20 protein-coding genes are annotated in these 19105 nt (G+C 52.6%); 11 read left to right on the top strand and 9 right to left on the bottom strand.

Translation table 11 applies throughout. The features are described 5' to 3' along the window. From ccoO to BOW06_RS01460, 8 genes are all read left to right on the top strand, one after another. Positions 1 to 747, top strand: a complete 747-nt coding sequence (gene ccoO / locus BOW06_RS01495) for a cytochrome-c oxidase, cbb3-type subunit II (RefSeq protein ID WP_043118103.1) — start codon at positions 1 to 3, stop codon at positions 745 to 747. Between the two features lie 51 nt (positions 748 to 798). Further along, positions 799 to 1002: a cbb3-type cytochrome oxidase subunit 3 gene (locus BOW06_RS01490; protein ID WP_043118105.1), complete on the top strand. Its 204-nt coding sequence runs from the start codon at positions 799 to 801 to the stop codon at positions 1000 to 1002. Further along, the gene (ccoP, locus tag BOW06_RS01485; RefSeq protein ID WP_043118106.1) at positions 999 to 1940 is read left to right on the top strand and encodes a cytochrome-c oxidase, cbb3-type subunit III; all 942 of its coding nucleotides are present in this window, start codon (positions 999 to 1001) and stop codon (positions 1938 to 1940) included. The genes BOW06_RS01490 and ccoP overlap by 4 nt, the downstream gene beginning before the upstream one ends. A 138-nt stretch (positions 1941 to 2078) precedes the next feature. Beyond that, positions 2079 to 3500, top strand: coding sequence for a cytochrome c oxidase accessory protein CcoG (gene ccoG / locus BOW06_RS01480; RefSeq protein WP_078452801.1), 1422 nt, complete (start codon positions 2079 to 2081; stop codon positions 3498 to 3500). Positions 3501 to 3514: 14 nt separating this feature from the next. Then, positions 3515 to 4312, top strand: coding sequence for a FixH family protein (locus BOW06_RS01475; protein WP_043118108.1), 798 nt, complete (start codon positions 3515 to 3517; stop codon positions 4310 to 4312). A gap of 2 nt (positions 4313 to 4314) precedes the next feature. After that, positions 4315 to 6756: a heavy metal translocating P-type ATPase gene (locus tag BOW06_RS01470; RefSeq protein WP_043118110.1), complete on the top strand. Its 2442-nt coding sequence runs from the start codon at positions 4315 to 4317 to the stop codon at positions 6754 to 6756. Continuing rightward, a complete protein-coding gene (ccoS, locus tag BOW06_RS01465; RefSeq protein ID WP_043118111.1) occupies positions 6753 to 6959 on the top strand; it encodes a cbb3-type cytochrome oxidase assembly protein CcoS in 207 nt (68 codons plus the stop codon). The genes BOW06_RS01470 and ccoS overlap by 4 nt, the downstream gene beginning before the upstream one ends. 264 nt (positions 6960 to 7223) lie before the next feature. Beyond that, the gene (locus BOW06_RS01460) at positions 7224 to 8162 is read left to right on the top strand and encodes a phosphoribulokinase (RefSeq protein WP_078452802.1); all 939 of its coding nucleotides are present in this window, start codon (positions 7224 to 7226) and stop codon (positions 8160 to 8162) included. A 51-nt stretch (positions 8163 to 8213) separates the two neighbouring features. On the opposite strand, the gene rpoH is transcribed toward BOW06_RS01460, so the two are convergent. The 4 genes from rpoH to ftsY all read right to left on the bottom strand — a co-directional run bounded on the left by rpoH (position 8214) and on the right by ftsY (position 11834). Then, complete coding sequence (gene rpoH / locus BOW06_RS01455; RefSeq protein WP_078452803.1) at positions 8214 to 9068, bottom strand: RNA polymerase sigma factor RpoH; 855 nt, start codon at positions 9066 to 9068, stop codon at positions 8214 to 8216. Between the two features lie 216 nt (positions 9069 to 9284). Then, positions 9285 to 10187: a permease-like cell division protein FtsX gene (gene ftsX, locus BOW06_RS01450; protein WP_179115108.1), complete on the bottom strand. Its 903-nt coding sequence runs from the start codon at positions 10185 to 10187 to the stop codon at positions 9285 to 9287. Next, entirely contained in the window at positions 10180 to 10836 is a 657-nt protein-coding gene (gene ftsE / locus BOW06_RS01445; RefSeq protein WP_043118116.1) for a cell division ATP-binding protein FtsE, read from the bottom strand. The genes ftsX and ftsE overlap by 8 nt, the downstream gene beginning before the upstream one ends. After that, the gene (gene ftsY / locus BOW06_RS01440; protein WP_043118118.1) at positions 10833 to 11834 is read right to left on the bottom strand and encodes a signal recognition particle-docking protein FtsY; all 1002 of its coding nucleotides are present in this window, start codon (positions 11832 to 11834) and stop codon (positions 10833 to 10835) included. Before ftsY ends, ftsE begins: the two co-directional genes overlap by 4 nt. 97 nt (positions 11835 to 11931) lie before the next feature. On the opposite strand from ftsY, the gene folB reads away from it, so the two are divergent. Both folB and BOW06_RS01430 read left to right on the top strand, forming a co-directional pair. Then, positions 11932 to 12288 (top strand): dihydroneopterin aldolase, encoded by a 357-nt coding sequence (gene folB / locus BOW06_RS01435; protein ID WP_043118119.1) that lies wholly within the window; start codon positions 11932 to 11934, stop codon positions 12286 to 12288. A gap of 130 nt (positions 12289 to 12418) precedes the next feature. Further along, a complete protein-coding gene (locus BOW06_RS01430; RefSeq protein ID WP_043118121.1) occupies positions 12419 to 13519 on the top strand; it encodes a hypothetical protein in 1101 nt (366 codons plus the stop codon). A 151-nt stretch (positions 13520 to 13670) separates the two neighbouring features. Here the strand turns inward: BOW06_RS01430 and BOW06_RS01425 are convergent, their stop codons facing one another. From BOW06_RS01425 to BOW06_RS01415, 3 genes are all read right to left on the bottom strand, one after another. Next, on the bottom strand, positions 13671 to 14081 hold the full coding sequence (locus BOW06_RS01425; protein ID WP_043118123.1) for a hypothetical protein: 411 nt from the start codon (positions 14079 to 14081) through the stop codon (positions 13671 to 13673). A 150-nt stretch (positions 14082 to 14231) separates the two neighbouring features. Continuing rightward, positions 14232 to 14705 carry a 2-amino-4-hydroxy-6-hydroxymethyldihydropteridine diphosphokinase gene (folK, locus tag BOW06_RS01420; protein WP_043118124.1) on the bottom strand — a complete coding sequence of 158 codons (474 nt, stop codon included), beginning with the start codon at positions 14703 to 14705 and terminating at the stop codon, positions 14232 to 14234. Continuing rightward, entirely contained in the window at positions 14702 to 15604 is a 903-nt protein-coding gene (locus BOW06_RS01415; protein WP_043118126.1) for a complex I NDUFA9 subunit family protein, read from the bottom strand. The genes folK and BOW06_RS01415 overlap by 4 nt, the downstream gene beginning before the upstream one ends. Before the next feature lie 87 nt (positions 15605 to 15691). Between BOW06_RS01415 and BOW06_RS01410 the strand changes: the two genes are divergently transcribed. Then, positions 15692 to 16480 (top strand): sulfite exporter TauE/SafE family protein, encoded by a 789-nt coding sequence (locus BOW06_RS01410; protein WP_078454393.1) that lies wholly within the window; start codon positions 15692 to 15694, stop codon positions 16478 to 16480. On the opposite strand, the gene BOW06_RS01405 is transcribed toward BOW06_RS01410, so the two are convergent. Further along, positions 16448 to 17224: a hypothetical protein gene (locus BOW06_RS01405; RefSeq protein ID WP_143555906.1), complete on the bottom strand. Its 777-nt coding sequence runs from the start codon at positions 17222 to 17224 to the stop codon at positions 16448 to 16450. The genes BOW06_RS01410 and BOW06_RS01405 overlap by 33 nt on opposite strands. Then, positions 17178 to 19088 carry a transglycosylase SLT domain-containing protein gene (locus BOW06_RS01400; RefSeq protein ID WP_179115107.1) on the bottom strand — a complete coding sequence of 637 codons (1911 nt, stop codon included), beginning with the start codon at positions 19086 to 19088 and terminating at the stop codon, positions 17178 to 17180. Before BOW06_RS01400 ends, BOW06_RS01405 begins: the two co-directional genes overlap by 47 nt. Positions 19089 to 19105: the final 17 nt, after the last annotated feature.

The raw sequence follows: 19105 nt of genomic DNA, 5'->3' as shown, positions 1-19105 counted from the left end.
ATGAAATTCCGTTTTGCACACGAAAGTATTGAAATCAACGCTGGCCTTCTGATCGGTCTCACCTTGCTGGTTATCAGTATCGGTGGACTGGTCGAAATTGTACCTCTCTTCTATATCGATGAGACCATCGAGGAAGTCGAGGGCGTGCGCCCTTACACGCCACTTGAGCAGGCTGGCCGTGATATCTACGTTCGAGAGGGTTGTTATACCTGTCACTCGCAGATGATCCGTCCTTTCCGCGATGAGCTTCTTCGTTACGGTCACTACTCGCTGGCGGCTGAATCACAGTATGACCATCCGTTCCAGTGGGGCTCCAAGCGTACCGGGCCTGATCTTGCACGCGTTGGTGAAAAGTATTCCAACGAGTGGCATGTACAGCATCTCGAGGCGCCACGCTCGGTTGTTCCGGAATCGATTATGCCGAACTATCCATGGCTCTCTGAAACAGCGCTGAACACCTCGGACATCGAGGGCAAGCTGCGAGCGCTGAAGATGGTTGGTGTTCCTTACTCTGATACAGATGAGGAGTACCAGGCCAATGTTGAGCGATTTGGTGAAGAAGCGGCAAAGATGCTTGATATTCATAGTGCGGAAAAGAATCTTATCGCCCAGGCGCAGGCTGGAAACTACGATGGTGATCGTTCCAACCTGACCGAGATGGATGCAATGGTCGCCTACCTGCAATTGCTGGGTACGCTTGTTGATTTCAGCAAGTACGACGAAGGCTATTTTGCAGAGTTTCGTTGATCGAAATCCGATCGAACGAGTTACAAACAGAGAAACTGACGGGAAATCATAATGCCGGCATGGTTGCAATGGATGACATCGATGGAGTACAGCAAGCCAATAGCGCTGTTGATCTTCTTCTTCACCTTCATTGGCATCCTGGTCTATGTCTTTACCGGCAAGAAGCGCAAACAGCGCCTCGAGTCGTATAAGTACATTCCATTTGCAGATGATGACGTCAGTGACACAGAAGATGAACAAGGTAAATCATCATGAGTGACAACAATACACAGCAACAGGGTAAAGCAGTACAGACAACCGGTCATGCCTGGGACGGTGACCTGCAGGAGTTCAATAACCCGCTGCCGCGCTGGTGGATATGGACTTTCTATGCAACCATCATTTTCTCCCTGGGTTACTGGATAATCTATCCAACCTGGCCATATGCGAATACCTTCACCAAGGGCGTGGGTAACACCATCACCTTCCAGAATAGTGCCGGAGAAGAAGTAACCACGCACTGGAATACGCGCTCACTGCTGATCGAGGATATGCAGACGGGAGAAGAGGCCCTCAAGCAGAAGGCATACCTGGAGAAAGTTAACGCTGCCAGCTATGAAGAGATCCTCAGTGATCCTGACATGATGGCTTTTGCCAACTCGATGGCCAAGGTTGTATTTGCTGATAACTGTGCAGCCTGCCACGGGCCTGGTGGAGACCTGCCGGAACAGGCATTCGGTCTGTACCCCAATGTGGCTGACGATGCCTGGTTGTGGGGTGGTACTACCACCGAGATCGAGCAGACCATCACGCACGGCCGTAATGGATTTATGCCGGCGTTCGGCAAGAGTCTCAATGATGAGAAGCTCGAGCAGCTGGCAAATTACGTTCTGGGCCTGTCAGGTCACTCTGTCGAAACCGACAAGGCAGCAGCAGGTCAGAAGATTTTCCAGGGCCAGGAAGGCGGTTGCTACTACTGTCATGGAACAGATGGAACTGGTCTCAAGTCACAGGGTGCAGCGAACCTCACAGATGCAGTATGGACAGTTGCCAATGTGCCGGGCGCAGTCAAGGAAGAGGGCAAGGTCGCTGCTGTTAAGAGTGTGATCAAAAATGGCATAACACGCCAAATGCCGCAGTGGAAGAGTCGTCTTGGTGTGGAGCAAATCAAGTTGCTGACACTCTACGTTCACGAGCTGGGCGGCGGTGAGTAAGTATATCAGCTGATTGATTCGGCAGGGCTGGCAAGTTCTGCCTGCTATTAGCTTCCAGGGAGTGGCGTCGTTGACATCACTCCCTGTATTGTTTCGATGAGACCGAAAAACATATATTGACTAGCTACAGATTAACTAATGGAAAATGAGCAGGTTCAACCGGTAGAGCATCTATACGAGGCACGTAAATCGATCTTCCCGCGTTCGGTGAAGGGGCGTTTTCGTGACCTTAAGTGGGGCATACTTGCGCTTGCCTACGGAGTCTATTTCCTGCTTCCGTGGCTACGCTGGGAGCGTGACACCGGTCGTGATCAGGCTGTTTTGTTTGATCTTGTCGGGCGTAAATTCTACCTGTTTGACCTCACTGTTTATCCGCAGGATATCTTCTGGCTTGCCGGTTTCCTGATGCTCGCGGCCTATCTTCTGTTCTTTGTCACAGGTATTGCCGGGCGTGTCTTTTGTGGTTATTTTTGCTTCCAGACCCTGTGGACCGATGTCTTTGTACTGGTTGAGCGGCTGGTACAGGGCGAACGTCCTGCGCGTATCCGTCTGTCGAAACAGAAGTGGAATGCGGAAAAAATTCTCAAAATCAGTACAACACATTTGTTATGGCTACTGTTCTCCTTTATTACGGGGCTCAGTTTTGTGCTCTACTGGGGCAATGCTCCTGAACTGTTCGGAGACTTTTTCAGCTTACAGGCGCCGTTTGCGGCTTATGCAACTGCACTCTTCCTGACAGCGACAACCTATGTCATGGCAGGGCATGCACGCGAGCAGGTATGTACCTATATGTGTCCCTACTCACGTTTCCAAAGCGCCATGTTTGATAGCGACTCGCTGATCGTCTCCTACGATGCAAAACGTGGTGAAGGTGATAAGGGACGCGCAAGGGCAGGGCGCAATCTGAAAACTCGCGAGGTGAGAGCCGAGGCCGGTGTGGGTGACTGTATCGATTGCGGTTACTGTGTGCAGGTGTGCCCTACAGGAATAGATATTCGAAATGGCCTGCAGATTCAGTGTATCTCCTGTGCCCTGTGTATCGATGCCTGTGACACCATTATGGATTCGCTTGAGTGGCCGCGCGGTCTTGTCGCCTACACTTCCGAGCGCCAGGTCAGTGAAGGTAAGCGTGCACGCTTGTTGCGACCAAAGGTGTTAGGCTATTTTGCTGTACTAATGATCATTGTTACGGCGTTGGTGTGGAGTGTTTCTCACCAACAGAAATTTGATATGACGATTTCGCAAGTACGCCAGCCTCTGTTTGTGACGCTCTCTGATGGTCGTATCCAGAACAGCTACGAAATCAAGATGAACAACAAGACGGGTGCCAACCTGATGTTGGCTTTCTCGCTTGACGGTCTGCCCGGCGCTGAACTGGATATGGGAAAATTTCAGGCAATCATTCTTGCGCCTGAGCAGAGATTGCGCCTGACGGCACGCGTCCGGAGTCATCCGGACCTTCTTGGTGAAGGCTCTCACTCTTTTGTCTTTCGAGCTACACCTTTCAAACGGGATGACCTGCAGGAGTTTATGCAGAATGCCGTATTTACCACACCCTGAGATGAGCAGCTGATATGAATACAACAGGATTACTTGCTGTAATTGGACTCGGTGTATTGTTGGAACTGTTGCTCTACCTGGTGCTGCGTTTTCTCACCAGGCTCGATAGCAAGGCGATGACGGTTGTCCTGATTCTCGCAGTGATTGGCGTGCATATCCCGTGGACGCTGCTGAACTGGCGTGGTGGTGATGTGTTTGCCATCGAGCTCGGTATTTTTGTCGTACTCGCCTATGTACTCGGCATTGTCGGTCATCGTTCGGGAACAAGCTGGCACTGGGGACCGGCGATTATCGTTGCTTTCTTTGCCATGGTGATTGCAGTTAACGTGACCTTTGTTGGCCTTGCGGAGACAGGCATTACCGGAATTTTTGCCAAACTGCTTCCACAGCCCAAATCAGCGCAGGTTGCTGATTCACGTTTTCCCGGTACAGTTCCATATGACTACCAGAAGAAAGAGGCACTCTACAATCAATACCTCAAGCAGGTAGAAGAGCAGCAGGCACGTGGATGGCGGGTCCGGAAAGGTTGGCGTACAGCCCCCGTTGTCGGCCAGCCACAGCTGTTTCTTCTTGAAGTGCGTGATGCAGAGGATCAACCGGTTAGTGGGGCAACAGTCTCCGGAACCTTTATTCGTCCCTCGAATAGCGAGCATGATTTCAGTTTCAGCATGCGTCCGGATTCACCGGGCTTTTACGTGGTGGAGCTGGAGATGCCTTTGCCGGGTGTGTGGAACCTGGTTGTGACAATTGACAGGCAAGGTGATACTCACGAGATACAGGCAACGACCTCGGTTGCTACGGCGGGAACCTGAACTTGAACGACGAAACACAGCATCCATGTTTTCACTGCGGCCTGCCGGTCCCTGAAGATATCAACCTGCAGGTTGAGATTCGTGGTCAGCAGCGGGATATGTGCTGTCATGGCTGCCAGGCAGTGGCAGAAGCAATAGTTGCCGGAGGCCTGGAGAGCTTTTACGACCACCGCACCGAACCGTCACAACGACCGGAGGAGTTGATTCCGGAGCAGCTGCAGCGTCTCTCCCTCTATGACGAAAAGCTGGTGCAGGAAAGCTTTGTTGAAGTGGATGAAGATGACAAGCGTCGTGCATCCCTGATTCTTGAGGGTATCACCTGTGCTGCCTGTGTCTGGCTCAATGAGCGTCACGTGCGCGCCCTCGATGGTGTTCTGAACTTTGATGTGAACTATTCAACCCATCGCGCCCGCGTTGAATGGGATGAATCACGTATCCAGCTGAGTGATATTCTCAAGGCGATCGCTGCCATCGGTTATATCGCGCACCCGTTTGATCCGGGTAAGCAGGAAGAGATTCAGCGCAAGGAGAAGCGTCTCGCGCTGCGCAAGATGGCGATTGCCGGGGTTGGTGCAATGCAGGTGATGATGCTTGCAGTGGCACTCTACTCCGGCGAGTTCTACGGAATGGATGAGCAGATGCAGGGCTTTATGCACTGGGTCAGCATGTTTCTTACCATTCCCGTGGTCTTCTATGCGGGACTCGGTTTTTTCAAAAACGCCTGGCGCGATATAACGCATAAACAGGTGGGAATGGATGTCCCTGTCTCGATAGCCATAGGCGGTGCCTTTGGTGCCAGTGTCTGGTCAACCGTAACCGGTGGAACCGAGGTCTACTTCGATTCTGTCTGTATGTTCGCCTTTTTTCTGCTTGCCTCGCGTTATCTCGAGATGGGCGCACGCCATCGGGCAGGGCAGGCCGCCGAAGCGCTGGTGCGCCTGTTGCCTGCAACTGCAGCACGACTCTCTGCCGACGGAAATGAAGAGCTGGTTCCGGTCACTGAATTGATTGCCGGTGACAGGGTTGTCGTACGTCCCGGCGAGACCATCCCGGCAGATGGTGTCCTCGTAGAAGGAGTTAGCTCCGTTGATGAATCCCTGTTGACGGGTGAGAGTCTGCCGCTGGTGCGCAAAGTGGGTGACCGACTGGTTGGCGGCAGCCTTAATGTTGAAAGCCCGTTGGTGTTTGAAATCGACAGGGTGGGTGAGGAGACGGTTATCTCCGGTATCGTTCAGCTGCTCGAACGTGCGCAGGCGGAAAAGCCGCAAATCGCGCGTCTTGCCGATCGCATCGCTGGATGGTTCGTCGCTGCAGTACTGATCATTGCAGCACTGGTCGCAACATGGTGGTGGATGCATGATGCGCAGCACGCTTTTGCAGTGACACTCTCTGTACTTGTTGTGACTTGCCCCTGTGCCTTGTCACTGGCAACCCCGGTCGCGATCACTGCAGCAACCGGAACCCTGACCCGGCTGGGCCTGCTGGCGACACGCGGGCATGCAATCGAAACACTCGCCAAGGCGACGCATGTTGTATTCGATAAAACCGGAACCCTGACCAAGGGACGCCTTGAACTGACCCGTGTCGTTACATTGACTGATGTCAGCGAGAGCACTGCGCTTGATATCGCCGCAGCACTTGAAGCACGTTCGGAGCATCCTGTTGCAAGGGCTATATCAATCAAGGCCGGAGATCCGATGCCTGCAGGCGAAATCGTCTCCAGACCGGGAGAAGGCGTCGAGGGCGTCGTTGATGGACAGCGCTATCGTATTGGTTCGCTTCGCTTTGTTTCTGAACTGGGTGCTGTGTCGGCTGAGCAGGAGGAGCATGGTGCAGCAGGTATCTGGCTTGCAGATGAAGCGGGCCTGGTTGCGCGCTTTGAACTTAGTGATGAGTTGCGCAAGGGTGCAGCAGAGGTTATCGCAGCGCTCAGGGAATTGGGTGTAGAGCCACATCTGCTCTCAGGAGACAGCAGGGAACCGGTTACAAGAGTTGCCGCTGAATTGGGTATTTCAAACGTGCTCTTCTCGGCCTCACCCGACGACAAGCTTGCCTATGTCAGGCGCTTACAGCAGCAGGGAAAGATTGTCGCCATGGTCGGTGACGGGGTGAATGATGCGCCGGTGCTGGCGGGTGCAGATGTCTCAGTCGCCATGGGCGGCGGAACAGAACTGGCGCATGCGGCTGCAGATCTTGTTGTGCTCTCTGATCATCTCTCGCACCTCGTCAGTGGTTTCAAAGTTGCACGTCGCACGCTGGTGATTATTCGGCAGAACCTGCTGTGGGCACTGATGTATAATATTGTAGCTTTGCCACTTGCGGCATCGGGCATGATTGCGCCCTGGATGGCGGCACTTGGCATGTCAGCAAGTTCACTGGTGGTCGTTACCAACGCCCTGCGATTGCGTCACACCGGAAACAGCCAACAGACGAGGGCGACATGAGCATACTCTATTTATTGATTCCCCTGGCAGTGGTCATCATGACTGTCGCGGTACTCTTTTTTCTCTGGACCATCAAGAGTGGCCAGTACGAGGATCTTGAAGGTCCTGCCTATCGCATCCTTATGGATGACGATGATCCGCTTGTTCCGCATGACTATGTGCAAGAGAAGAAGCAGACAGATGAACAGAATTCAGAAACCTAAGTTACGGAGCTGGCAATCATGCGGCAATTGTTTAATTTTGAAAACTTTCCTCTCACATTCACCATCGGCCTGATCATTTTTGCATGGCTGAGCTTCCTGTCGGTCATCATTTTTGGTTGATTGAGGCAGTTGTATCTTGAAAAAGGGCGCTTTTGCGCCCTTTTTTAATTTTCAGGGGAGACTCCTTTGCACAGGTCATCGGGTTTGTAATCAACCATGAAACCATGCTAGAAATAGGGAAGTTGTGAATATCAGGAAATTCTAATGTCCAGGGAGCACCCGATTATTGCCGTTACCGGATCATCCGGAGCCGGTAGCTCATCTATCACGAGAGCATTTGAGCATATTTTCCGCAGGGAACGTGTCAAGGCTGTCTATATCCAGGGGAGTGCTTTTCATCGCTATACCCGTGCAGAAATGCAGGAAGAGCTCTTGAGGGCGAAGCAGGAAGGGCGGAGCCTGACCCATTTCGGACCCGAGGGTAACCATCTAGACAAGCTCGAGTCTCTGCTGTTTCAGTACGCAGTGACCGGGACGGGCGTCTATCGCTATTACCTGCACTCGAAAGAGCACGCAGATGCCATGGGGCAGGAACCGGGCACCTTTTCGCCATGGAAGATGATGAAAAAGAAGAGTGATCTGCTCTATTACCGTGGCTTACACGGAGGTGCGATCAGCGATGATATCGATATTGCCCAGTACGCGGACCTGCTGATCGGAATCGTGCCGAATATCAACCTCGAATGGATTCGCAAGATACAGCGTGATACCTCCATGCGAGGCTACACGAAGGCTGAGGTGCGGCAGTCAATAATTGACCGGATGAGTGATTATGTGAACCACATCACGCCCCAGTTCAGTCGTACCCATGTTAATTTCCAGCTGGTTCCGGCTGTTGATACCTCGGATCCTTTCAACATGCCTGTCTATCCGACAGATAGTGAAAGCCTGTTGATTATCAGTTTTCGGGATGGAACGCAGGTAGATTTCGTCAGGTTGAAGAGTATGCTGCCGGAATCCTTCATGTCGCGCAGGGATACGATCGTGGTTCCGGGCGGCAAGCTGACCCATGCCCTGGAGGTCGTCCTGATGCCGATGATCCATGAACTGGTCGAGACAAGCCGTAAAATCAGGGGAATAAAGAAGCCACCAAAAAAGAAAAAATGCGGCTTGATTGGCATGCTCGGACAATCAATCGGGTAATAAAAAAGGACGCCAATGACGTCCTTTTTTGGGCTGTAGTGTCATGCAGGCCTAGTCGAGATCGACTAGTTGCTGCAGTTTCTGCATGGCGCTCTTTTCGAGCTGTCGAACACGCTCTGCAGAGATGCCGTACTGTGCGGCGAGGTCCTGCAGCGTCATCTTCTGCTCACTGAGCCAGCGTGCAGCAAGAATTTCGCGGCTGCGATCATCCAGCTGTGCCAACGCTTCAGCAAGGGCCTTCTCACGCGCTGCAGTGGTGTCTGCACGCTCAATCTCGGTGGCAGGATCCGGCGTATTGCCGGGCAACCAGCTAGATGGTGAGAAGTGTGCCTCTTCATCGTCACTATCAGATGGTGCATTCCATGGCAGGTCATGTGCAGAGAGGCGTTTTTCCATCTCCAGCACGGTTTCAGGCTTCACGCCGAGATCCTCGGCTATACCCACAACTTCTTCATGATTGAGCCAGCCGAGACGTTTCTTCGCGCTACGCAGATTGAAGAACAGTTTGCGCTGCGCCTTGGTAGTTGCCACCTTGACGATGCGCCAGTTGCGCAGGATGTATTCGTGCATTTCCGCGCGAATCCAGTGTACTGCATAGGAGACCAGCCTGACATTATTGTCTGGATTAAAGCGTTTGACGGCTTTCATCAGGCCGACGGTACCTTCCTGGATCAGGTCCTGCTGTGGCAGACCATAGCCAGAGTAGCCGCGTGCAACTCGTACCACGAAGCGCAGGTGTGACATAACGAGTGCCCGCGCAGCGTCGAGATCATTATGATCACGTAATTTGATCGCATAGTCGCGTTCTTCCTCTGCTGACAGCATTGGAAGCTGAAATGCAGCGCTGACGTAAGCTTCCATGCTTCCGGTCGGCAGGTTTAACGCAATTGCATTTGATTTTGACATTTGTACACCTCTTTTCTGTGTGCCTATTTTAGCACTCGGTTGATTAGAGTGCCAACCTGTGGAAAAGTTTCGTTCAAATCCTGATGAAATAAATAATAACTATATATAACAGTTAGTTATGAGTTTTCCGCAGAAAGTCGAGGCATTCTTTCGGGTTCAATATCCAGCTGGTTCTTGTTGTTATAGGCAATTTCTGGCGATTTCCGGCTGCCCGGACTATTCAGGCTGAATCGTGGCCAGGTGACGGCCAACCGTGAGTACTGCACCTGCCATTCCGAGCAGGGTGCCTGCGGGCAGCAGGATAGCGAGGCGCTGCAGGTCGAAGGGGTTCAGTGGCAGGCTGGTTGCATAGAGGATTTCAAGGTCGTGTAGTGGCGACTTGAGAAACAGCAGGAGCAGTGACACCAGCAACCATCCCAACAGGGCACCGCTGAAACCGTAGAGCATGCCCGTATAGAGAAAAGGCCGCCTGATAAAACCATCTGTGCCGCCAACCAGCCGGGTGATCTCGATTTCGCTGTGGCGTGTGGCAATTTCCAGTCGAATCGTGTTGCCTATGATCATGACTACCGCGATAGCGAGTGCGAGCGCAAGTGCATCGGCAAATCGTCTTGCTGTCTCGGTAAAGCTGTTGAGCCGTTCCACCCACGCCAGGTCGTATTCAACCAGGTCACTCTCGGGCAGGGTTGCGAGATGGCTGACCAACTCTCCGATGGCATCGTTGTCCGAGATTTCGGACGGATGAATCAGAATGTGGTTCGGTAGGGGGTTCTCGTCCAGGGCATCGAGTGCATCGCCAAAACCGCTGTAGAGGCGAAATTCGGCCAGAGCATCCGCACTTGTGCGCAGTTCGGTTGAGTCAACACCTTCAATCTCTTCGATGGTGGCAGAGAGCAGCAGTGCAGCCTCGGCATCGACGTCTGCCTTCAGGAACATCGTGACTGTGCGTTCGTGACTCCACTCAGATGTTAACTGTTCACCCAGGTTTAACAGGGCGAGCAGAGTTGCCGGCAATGCCAGTGCTATAGCGAGAACCAGGACTGTCATCAACGAAGCCAGGGGGCGCTGAAACAGATCGCCCAGTGCAATTCTGATGGCGCGTTTATGTTGCTCAAACACGGGCGATGGATCCTTCATGCAGCTTGATTACGGGACGATTGAGTTGATTGATCAGCGCAAGATCATGCGATGCAATCAGAGTGGTCACGCCAATCTGGTTGAAGGCAAGAAACAGATCCATGATTTCACGTGATAATTCAGGATCAAGGTTGCCGGTTGGTTCATCAGCCAACAGAATCGGTGGACGCGTGACAAGGGCGCGGGCTATGCCAACACGCTGCTGCTCGCCACCGGAGAGGCTGGCTGGAAGGCTCTTCTCTTTTTTGAGCAAGCCGACTTTATCGAGCGCTGCGCGGACACGTTTGCCGCTGTCACGAGGCGATGCGCCAATCACTTGTAGCGGCAGGGCAACATTCTCATACACGCTGCGATCATTAAGCAGGCGATGATCTTGAAAAATCATGCCGACCTTGCGTCTGTGGAAGGGGATTTCCCTGTTTGGCAGTTTGGCCATGTTGCGGCCATCGACAATCAACTGCCCGCGTGTCGGGCGATCGAGCAGGGCAATCAAACGCATCAGGGTGCTTTTACCCGCGCCGGAGTGGCCGGTAATAAAAGCCATGGCGCCTTCCTCGATTTGCAGATTTATCTGCTTCAGGCCGTATTGGCCATCTTCAAATCGCTTGCTGACGTGATCGAAATGGATCATCCCTGGAACAGCGCCTCGACAAACTCTTCAGCATTGAAAGGGCGCAGGTCATCGACTGCCTCGCCAATGCCGATATAACGAATCGGCAGTTTCAGCTTGTCGGCAATTGCGAAAAGAATACCGCCCTTGGCTGTACCGTCCAGCTTGGTGATGCTGATCGCGGTCAGTGGCACCGCATGGTTGAAATGAATCGCCTGCTGCAGGGCGTTCTGGCCGGTACCGCCATCGACGATCAGCATCACCTCGTGCGGTGACTGCGGATCGATTTTCTTGAGCACACGAACGATTTTGCTCAACTCGTCCATCAGGTTGCCCTTGGTATGCAGTCGGCCCGCCGTATCTGCGATCAGGATGTCGGTGCCACGTGCAGTAGCGGCTTCCAGTGCGTCAAAAATGACCGATGCACTATCGGCACCTGTCTGTTGTGCGACAACTGGTACCTCGTTACGTTCGCCCCAGGTCTGCAGCTGCTCCACGGCAGCGGCACGGAAGGTGTCGCCTGCCGCCAGCATGACGCTCTTACCCTGTTGCTGATAACGCTTGGCGAGTTTGCCGATGGTGGTAGTCTTGCCGGCACCGTTAACACCGACCATGAGAATCACTTTCGGACGTCCCGCTTCAGGTTCGATCTCTGCTTTCTCTGCAGCCTCGAGAATGGCGCGCAGCTCACTTTTCAATTCATCACTGAGTGTCTGCGGATCGGACAGCTCCTTGCGTTTAACCCTGGCGGTGATGTCGCTGATGATTGTCTGCGTTGCATCAATACCGACGTCGGCAGTCAGCAGCAGTGTTTCCAGCTCTTCGAGCAGCTCATCATCGATCTGCTTTTTTCCAAGTAGCAGCCCTGCAAGGCCGTCAGAGATGGTGCTGCGCGTACGTCCCAAGCGCTCTTTGAGGCGTGCAAAGAGTGACGTCTCCTTTGCATCTGCAGCGGACTCATCAGCTTCTGCAGCTGCGATCTCATCTTCCTGTGACTTGTTTTTTCCAAATCCAAACATCGGTGGTTCTTATCTCCTGATTCACTACAATCTGCCTGCTTGCACACGTGGTGACATGCAGTACACTGGTGAAAGTCTAACTGAATCTTCACAAACAATGGATATTGTATTCCTGCAAGCGCTTCGGATCGATACCACAATCGGAATTTATGACTGGGAACGAGAAATTCGCCAGTCGGTTGTGCTCGATATCGAGATGGGTACGGACATTTCAAAGGCCGCCGCCTCCGATCACATCGATGACACCCTCGACTACAAGGCAGTTGCCAAGCGTCTCATCGACTTTGTCGGCAATAGCGAGTTTCAGCTGGTAGAAACCCTTGCCGAAGAGGTGTGCCGCCTGATCCGCGAGGAGTTCGGTGTGCCATGGGTACGCCTGACGCTGAACAAGAAAGGTGCCGTGAGTGGTGCCGAGGGGGTTGGCATCATTATCGAACGGGGCAACAGAAGCTGATAGTTGGACTTTGGTTCAAACACCACTTGGTCACTTGAGGTACAGTCAGAACATCTCTGTTTTAGTGATGGAATAACCAAAACGGAGATCTTGCCATAGTTCAAATCATGTTTTTGAGAGGGAACTCATCATGAAAAACAGTCAATATCTATCACGTGTCGTACCCGGTTTTGTTTTTTTCGGCTCCTGCCTGGCACCTGCCATAGCGAGCGCTGAGACCCCGGCAAACTCTGATTTTAAGGATGCTTATTACCACCTGGCCCAGGAGAGGCATCTGTCACTACCCTACTTTACCAATTCGGGTCTTCGTTATCATCTTGCGGTGGGGTGCGAAGAGAAATTCGAAAAACTCAACGTTGATCAGTCTCTGGTGTTGATTGACGGAAAACTAAGAGATGTTGTCAACATTGCCGTGGTGATGTCCGGTCTGTCTAACCAGGAAGGGTGGGGCGCTGATTGCGGCGTTGAAATTCTTGATATCTTCCTGGACGAGGTCAGTGACTTTCCTGGTGACCCGCATTTACGTAGTCCAGTCATTAACTTCATTGAGGGAAAACAGTTTGTTTTCGAGCGTAAAATCAACAACCCGTGTCAGGTCATTCCGAAAAACCATGCCGGAGTTCTTATTGGCGATGGCGCGTTTGGCTGGCAAACAGGTTCATGTGCCCGGGACGTGGACTTGAATGGGCACAACTTCAGCATTGATAGTGGTTGGGGTAATCCTCTTCGCTACTCTGGATCCATCTCAGGTGAAGGGAATGTGACTTATTTGGGGGCAGGTGAAAGGTCAGCTTGCTGCAGGAATAATCTGCTTTTTGTGGAGGGCAGTGATCCCAATACCTATAGGGGGACGACGACAGTCGCGCGCGGGATGATTGCTCTCGCAAAACCCTCAGGGACGAATGCGGTTTCCAATCACCTGGTGATCGAGGGTAGCGGAAGTAATATCGGTGTTGCGTGGGAAGCGTCTGATCAAATTTCCGACTATGGCACGATCGAAGTACGCTCTTCCGACGGCAAATTGAAAACCAATGGGCATTTTGAAAAAGTCGATAAAATTGTACTGGCCGCAGGAGCGACTATCGATACAGGGAGTGTAGAATATGCAGTTACGATCGTTACTGGAAGCTTGATCTATGATGGAAACCCGATCGCACCGGGTCGCCATTACAGCAGGTATGATTATCCGGCATTCATTACAGGTGAAGGGTATATCTTAGTCGAAGAATAGGACTGTCGCTGAATGAGTCCGACTCTGTAGAAAAAAATACAGTCAAGAGCCGGGGGGATACCATCCCTCCGGCTCTTTCACGATTCGTCCAGCGTGGCCAGGTAGATTCGGCCACGCAGGCATGAAACCCCTTTTCCTGATACCTGACCTGCTATTTAGAAAACTGGACCAGGTTCGCGATCACTCCAATAGCAATTGATGTAAAGAGGATAGCAAGCGGGCCTGTTCTTGGTCTGCTGTTTTTCTTACGGTGCCTGGCGAGATTCAGGCAAAAGGTGGTCACGGCAAATGGGCCAACCAGGAGGAGAATATATCTGAAGTAAAATGTTAACAAATGTAAACCTGATGCTAAAGCTTCTGCAAGTCCCAAGTCATCCTCAGCCCACAGGGGTAGCACGATTAGTGCGCCCAGGCTTCCCGTAAAGATCAGCATGCATAACAGGAACAGGGCACGCGGAATCTTGACCGGCATGCCGTCAGATCGCCTGGTCACAGTCATGCTGAGAACAAACGCAGCCGGTATGAGAGACCAGCCAAGCATAAAGGCCGTAAGCGAGAACATTCCCCCATAGCCCGCCCCGCCGCTGGCGCAGGCTGTTGATGTTATCAGCAGGAGGGTTCCCGCAATGATTGTCTTTGTTGAAATATCGATTTTCTAACTCTTCCGTGTGTTCAGACAAATATCAGCATAACCCGGACTGGCTGTCCCTCTTTACAACCTGATAAGTCGATCTTTCGGGGTGAATTCATCCCAGTGCTGTTGATAGGTTTTTCCGGTCAGTACATGCACCTCATCAGCAGCAACATCGGCAAGCGGCTTGAGTACAAAGCTGTACTTGAGGATATCATCACGTGGTAGCTGCTTACCCATCACCTCGATCACCTGGTCACCATAGGTGAGCAGATCGATATCGATGGTTCTCGAAGAGAATTTTTTCTCCGTGCGGGTACGCCCAAGTCCGGATTCTATGCTGTTGAAGAGTTTGATCAATTCCGCCGGTCTTTTATCCGTATCGTAACCGGCAACCAGGTTGATGAAATCCGGCCCCTCAAACCCCTCTGCCGGACTTTCGTAGTAAGGCGAGAGGATCGCCTTTCCCAGTTCTGACTCAAGTTGTGACAAGGCCTCAGTGATATGCAGTTCACGCTCGATATTACTGCCGATACTGAGCCAGATTCGGCTCATCTGAGATAATCCGGCACGACCTGGTCCATCGATGTCGCTGTCACTCCCAACTCGGCAAGGCCATCTCTCGAGCAAACAGCCGGTGTCTGCAGCGAGCGGTAATTATCCAGCGTAAAGGGTTTTCCGGGCACCAGGCCGAGTAGTGTAGCCTGCAGTAATGATGAGTTTTTACCCAGTGCAATAACTGTTTTTTTCCTGCCGGTATGTTTGATGATGTAGTCGACGATATCATGCAGAGAGAAGACCTTGGGGCCGCACAGTTCGTAGCGCTTGCCAAATGTCTCCTCCGAGCCAAGTGCATTGGCAAAGGCCTGTGCAACGTCATTGACATAGACAGGGGCAAATTTTGAATCAGGGCAGGCGAGGGGCAGCGGGCCTGGCAGTTTCATCAGCCTGTTGAAACGGTTGATGAAGCTGTCTTCTGCACCAAAGATGACCGATGGGCGGAAGCTGGTAACGGCAATATGATGCCTGCTCAGTGTGTGAGCACGATTCTCACCTTCACCCTTCGAGCGTAAATAGTTGCTCTTGCCGCAGGACTCACTGGCGTTGATGGCGCTCATGTGCAGCAGGTGTTTAACACTGGAGTTAATTGCCGCATCGACAACGTGAGACACAAGTTCAGCGTGGATATCGTGATAGCTGCTGTTGCGGCTGGGGTTGAGGATGCCAACCAGGTTGATGACGGCATCACACCCTTTGAACTGCTCCTGCAGCTCTTCTGTTTCGAATTTGCCGATCTGCGTAACTTCACAGCCGGGGAATAGCTGTATGTCTCGTGCTCTGTGAGGCCGGCGGCTCGGAATACGGCACAGTATGCCGCGACGCGAGAGTTCATAGGCAACATGCCGACCGACAAAGCCGGTGCCGCCGAGAATGCAAACTTTTCTGATTTTCATATTCGGATACTGCTTGAATCTTTACAACGCCACATCCTGAATCGATGTACCATTCACGTCAAGTAATTATGCAAGGAAAATGCCGGAATGATAGACGTTCTCATTTATCTGACGGTCGGAGCGGCGGCTGGCGTGCTCGCCGGTCTGCTTGGTGTGGGTGGTGGACTCGTCATTGTTCCGGTGCTGGTCTACCTGTTCCGTACCCAGGGTTTTGATGAGTCGATTGTTATGCATCTTGCTGTTGGCTCTTCACTGGCAACCATCGTTGCAACTTCCATGGGTTCGATCCGCGCGCACCACAGGCGCGGAGCGGTGCGCTGGGAGCTGTTTCGTCGTTTGACGCCGGGCATTATTATCGGCGGACTTGTCGGCGCCTGGCTGGCGAGTATCCTCGAGACACTCTGGTTGCAGCGTATTTTTGGTGCCTTCGTCATCATTGCCGGTCTGCGTATGCTGCTCAGCAGCAAGGTTGAATGGCACAATGATTTACCGTCGCAACTCTTCGTCTCGGCAGCTGGTGCGGTGATTGGTGCAATTTCTGCGATTGTCGGTATTGGTGGTGGCACCCTGACGGTTCCCTACCTGGCGTGGCACAGGATTCCGGTTGTTAATGCAGTCGCGACATCGAGTGCTGTGGGTCTGCCGATTGCGCTTTCCGGTGCCGTTGGATTTCTGATCAGCGGCTGGGGTAACAGTGCGTTACCTGGGTGGTCGAGCGGTTTTCTTTACTGGCCGGCAATATTCGGCGTTGTGGCTGCCAGTGTACTGACGGTCTCTTTCGGTGCCCATCTCGCGCATACGCTGCCGGTGGCGACAATCAAGCGAGTGTTTGCAGTGCTGCTGCTAGTCGTCGGAGCCAAGCTCGTCATCGGATGAGTCGTCGTCATCCTCTTCTTCAAAACGCTGGTAAAGGTAGGTGGTGCCAGAATTACTTCTCAGTGCCAGCAGGTCATCTTCAACTGCATAGCGAAAGCGTGTGACACGCAGGCCGTTGTTGAGATAGACGTACAGGTATTGCCCTTTTACCTTGTAGCGACCATCGTGGTAGTCATCAACCCGGTAGAAACGGATCCAGCCGCGTTTGAACCAGATGCCGTCGCCATACTGGCCTAGCCAGCGCCCTGACAGCTTGGCTACGGGCGCAATGCGGAAGAAGGGAGAGTCCTCCGAGCCGAGCGGCAGTTCATCGAGCCAGGGATCGTCTGACGGGAAGGGTGTACGCCCATCTGAGCCGTTCCAGTTGAATCTGTTTGTAGAGAAGGGATTGGTAGTAAAGGGGTTATAGGGATTGCCATATCCGTAACCGTACAATTCATCATTTTCCGGCTTATGCTTGCGCATGGATTTTGCCATGGCCTCGATGCCATCGATAAAGGGCTGGCGTACTGAGTCCCTGTCCCAGGCAGCGGTAGGGCCATAGGTAGCGGCAATTGCAGTCTGTGAGAGAAGCAGCAGTGCGATTATCGGTAGCAGTTTTCGCATTGTGTTTTCCTGGTCGATTGCATGTGTCTGATTCTGATTATCCTTAACCTTGAGTGGAATATCCAGTGCAGTCTTGTACGAGTTGATCAGTTTACTCTTCAACAGGGTTGGCTGGTGCGGTGCCCACGCGTGTTTCAATCCCGCGTCTCTTACCACCCAGCAGACGGTCGTAGATACTTGCATAGGTCATGACACGACGTACGTATCTTCGCGTTTCCGTGAATGGAATCAGTTCAATCCAAATGTCTCCGGGTAACTGCGTGTCATATAGCCAGTTACTCACCCTGTGGGGACCGGCATTGTATGCAGCAGTTGCCAGTGCGAGGTTGCCGAATTTCTCGAGCATCTCTGCAAGATAACCCGTGCCCAGCTTGATATTGATTTCAGGCTTTAGAATGTCATCTTTTTTAGGCCGTTTAATTTTCAGTTGCTTCGCCACGTGGCGGGCGGTTTTTGGCATCAGCTGCATCAGCCCCAGTGCGCCTGCTGATGAGTTGGCATCCTGCATGAAAGCACTCTCCTGTCGCAGGATGGCAAAGGCCCACTTCGGGTCGATACCACGCTTTTTGGCAAGCGAGGTGACCAGGCGCTTGTGCCTGACAGGAAAACGGATATGCAGATCATCCCAGTAGCCGGCCTTGGAGATGGTGAAGATGGCGCGGTCGTGGATACCCCACTTGTCGAACAGGACGGCAGCAGCAACCAGTTGCTGCTTGTCCAGTTCCTTGACCAGGTAATTCCATTCTCGCCGTCCCTCAGTATCACGTTCATGGTGATAGAGTTCGCGGATGCGCAGCATGCTTGGGTGCTTGCGTATCTTGTCGAGAGAGTCGCTGGTTGCCGGACGATGATTCCAGTGGTAGTTATGACCTAGCTGATCGGCTGCAAGGTAGGCGTAGAAGCTGCGGTCTTTTGCGAGTTTGCCGAAAAGATCCCTGGCTGCAGTTTTTTCACCTGTCTGGTCAAGCGCACGTGCATACCAGTACTTCCAGTTTGTTTCAGAGCGCATCGATTCCGGTGCTTCCAGGTACCAGGTAATCACATCCTCCCAACGTTGGCGCAACAGGGCTGCCTTGAGGCGCGCCTCGTGTAATTCAGTGTGCCCGGGGCAGGATTTGACGGTGTTGAAAAATGCGTAAACAGGCTCACCATCTTTCCTCTGGAGTGCACGGGCGAGGCGTGTATCGGTATGGCAGCGTTGCTTGCCGGGGAGGCCGGAAACCAACTTGGTGTGCATCTCTATCGCCTTGTCGGGATCGGATTCGGCCAGGCGGGCGAGGCCATAGCCCAGCATCTTGCCCTTGAATGGGTGCTTCCCCTTCAGTTTGACGAGCGTGGCTTCCGGGTGCGTGCGGACTTTGATCAACAGATGAAGCCAGTTCCGATCCGATTTTTTCAGATATTTTGAAAGGCTTTTTGCCAGTTTCGGTTTGCCGTGCCTGATTGCAAGGTCAGCGCGCTGCCATACCAGGTCACGTGTCAGCTTGCCTTTCTTCTTCCAGTAGTTGAATACGGCATCACACGATTTCGGCCGTGACGTGGCAGTGAGCCAGATAGCTCCGATCTGCTTGTAGCTTTTACTCCCCTTACCGCTCTTGATCAGGGCTGTGAGTTGCTTGCAGACGATGTTTGGACCAGTATCGACCTTTGGATCAAACCACTTGAGAAAGCCTTTCCATTTCTTTCTGTCAGCAAGCCTGTTCAGATATCGAATGCGAATTTTCTGTCCTGGTGCGCTGTCACGGTTTGCCTCGATAAAGTTCTCGATCTCCTTGTTGTCTGCCTTTCCGAATCGTTTCTTCAGTTCAGCATAATCGAGATAGAGACGCAGTGGATAGTCACCCAGTGAGGACTTGAGTTTTTCATAGCTTTCGGTGTCATCTTCCTGCCATGCCTTTTCTGCAGCGAGGAAAGTTTTGCGCTGATCATCAAGCGAGCCAGCCTGCAGCTGCAGCGGAACCAGGAGGAGCGTAATTAACAGGGCGGTGATAGTTGTTCGCATAGAGGTCATGTTGTGGA

It is taken from the genome of Solemya velum gill symbiont, from assembly GCF_002020255.1.
Classification (GTDB): Bacteria; Pseudomonadota; Gammaproteobacteria; order Chromatiales; family Chromatiaceae.
Note: the sequence above shows the minus strand (reverse complement) of the source record. Positions and strands in the feature narration are given on the sequence as shown.

Bases quoted from the DNA above. Each gene is read 5' to 3' on its own strand.
- ccoO (WP_043118103.1), top strand. From the start codon at position 1: ATGAAATTCCGTTTTGCACACGAAAGTATTGAAATCAACGCTGGCCTT.
- BOW06_RS01490 (WP_043118105.1), top strand. From the start codon at position 799: ATGCCGGCATGGTTGCAATGGATGACATCGATGGAGTACAGCAAGCCA.
- ccoP (WP_043118106.1), top strand. From the start codon at position 999: ATGAGTGACAACAATACACAGCAACAGGGTAAAGCAGTACAGACAACC.
- ccoG (WP_078452801.1), top strand. From the start codon at position 2,079: ATGGAAAATGAGCAGGTTCAACCGGTAGAGCATCTATACGAGGCACGT.
- BOW06_RS01475 (WP_043118108.1), top strand. From the start codon at position 3,515: ATGAATACAACAGGATTACTTGCTGTAATTGGACTCGGTGTATTGTTG.
- ccoS (WP_043118111.1), top strand. From the start codon at position 6,753: ATGAGCATACTCTATTTATTGATTCCCCTGGCAGTGGTCATCATGACT.
- BOW06_RS01460 (WP_078452802.1), top strand. From the start codon at position 7,224: ATGTCCAGGGAGCACCCGATTATTGCCGTTACCGGATCATCCGGAGCC.
- rpoH (WP_078452803.1), bottom strand. From the start codon at position 9,068: ATGTCAAAATCAAATGCAATTGCGTTAAACCTGCCGACCGGAAGCATG.
- ftsE (WP_043118116.1), bottom strand. From the start codon at position 10,836: ATGATCCATTTCGATCACGTCAGCAAGCGATTTGAAGATGGCCAATAC.
- ftsY (WP_043118118.1), bottom strand. From the start codon at position 11,834: ATGTTTGGATTTGGAAAAAACAAGTCACAGGAAGATGAGATCGCAGCT.
- folB (WP_043118119.1), top strand. From the start codon at position 11,932: ATGGATATTGTATTCCTGCAAGCGCTTCGGATCGATACCACAATCGGA.
- BOW06_RS01430 (WP_043118121.1), top strand. From the start codon at position 12,419: ATGAAAAACAGTCAATATCTATCACGTGTCGTACCCGGTTTTGTTTTT.
- BOW06_RS01425 (WP_043118123.1), bottom strand. From the start codon at position 14,081: ATGTTCTCGCTTACGGCCTTTATGCTTGGCTGGTCTCTCATACCGGCT.
- folK (WP_043118124.1), bottom strand. From the start codon at position 14,705: ATGAGCCGAATCTGGCTCAGTATCGGCAGTAATATCGAGCGTGAACTG.
- BOW06_RS01415 (WP_043118126.1), bottom strand. From the start codon at position 15,604: ATGAAAATCAGAAAAGTTTGCATTCTCGGCGGCACCGGCTTTGTCGGT.
- BOW06_RS01410 (WP_078454393.1), top strand. From the start codon at position 15,692: ATGATAGACGTTCTCATTTATCTGACGGTCGGAGCGGCGGCTGGCGTG.
- BOW06_RS01400 (WP_179115107.1), bottom strand. From the start codon at position 19,088: ATGCGAACAACTATCACCGCCCTGTTAATTACGCTCCTCCTGGTTCCG.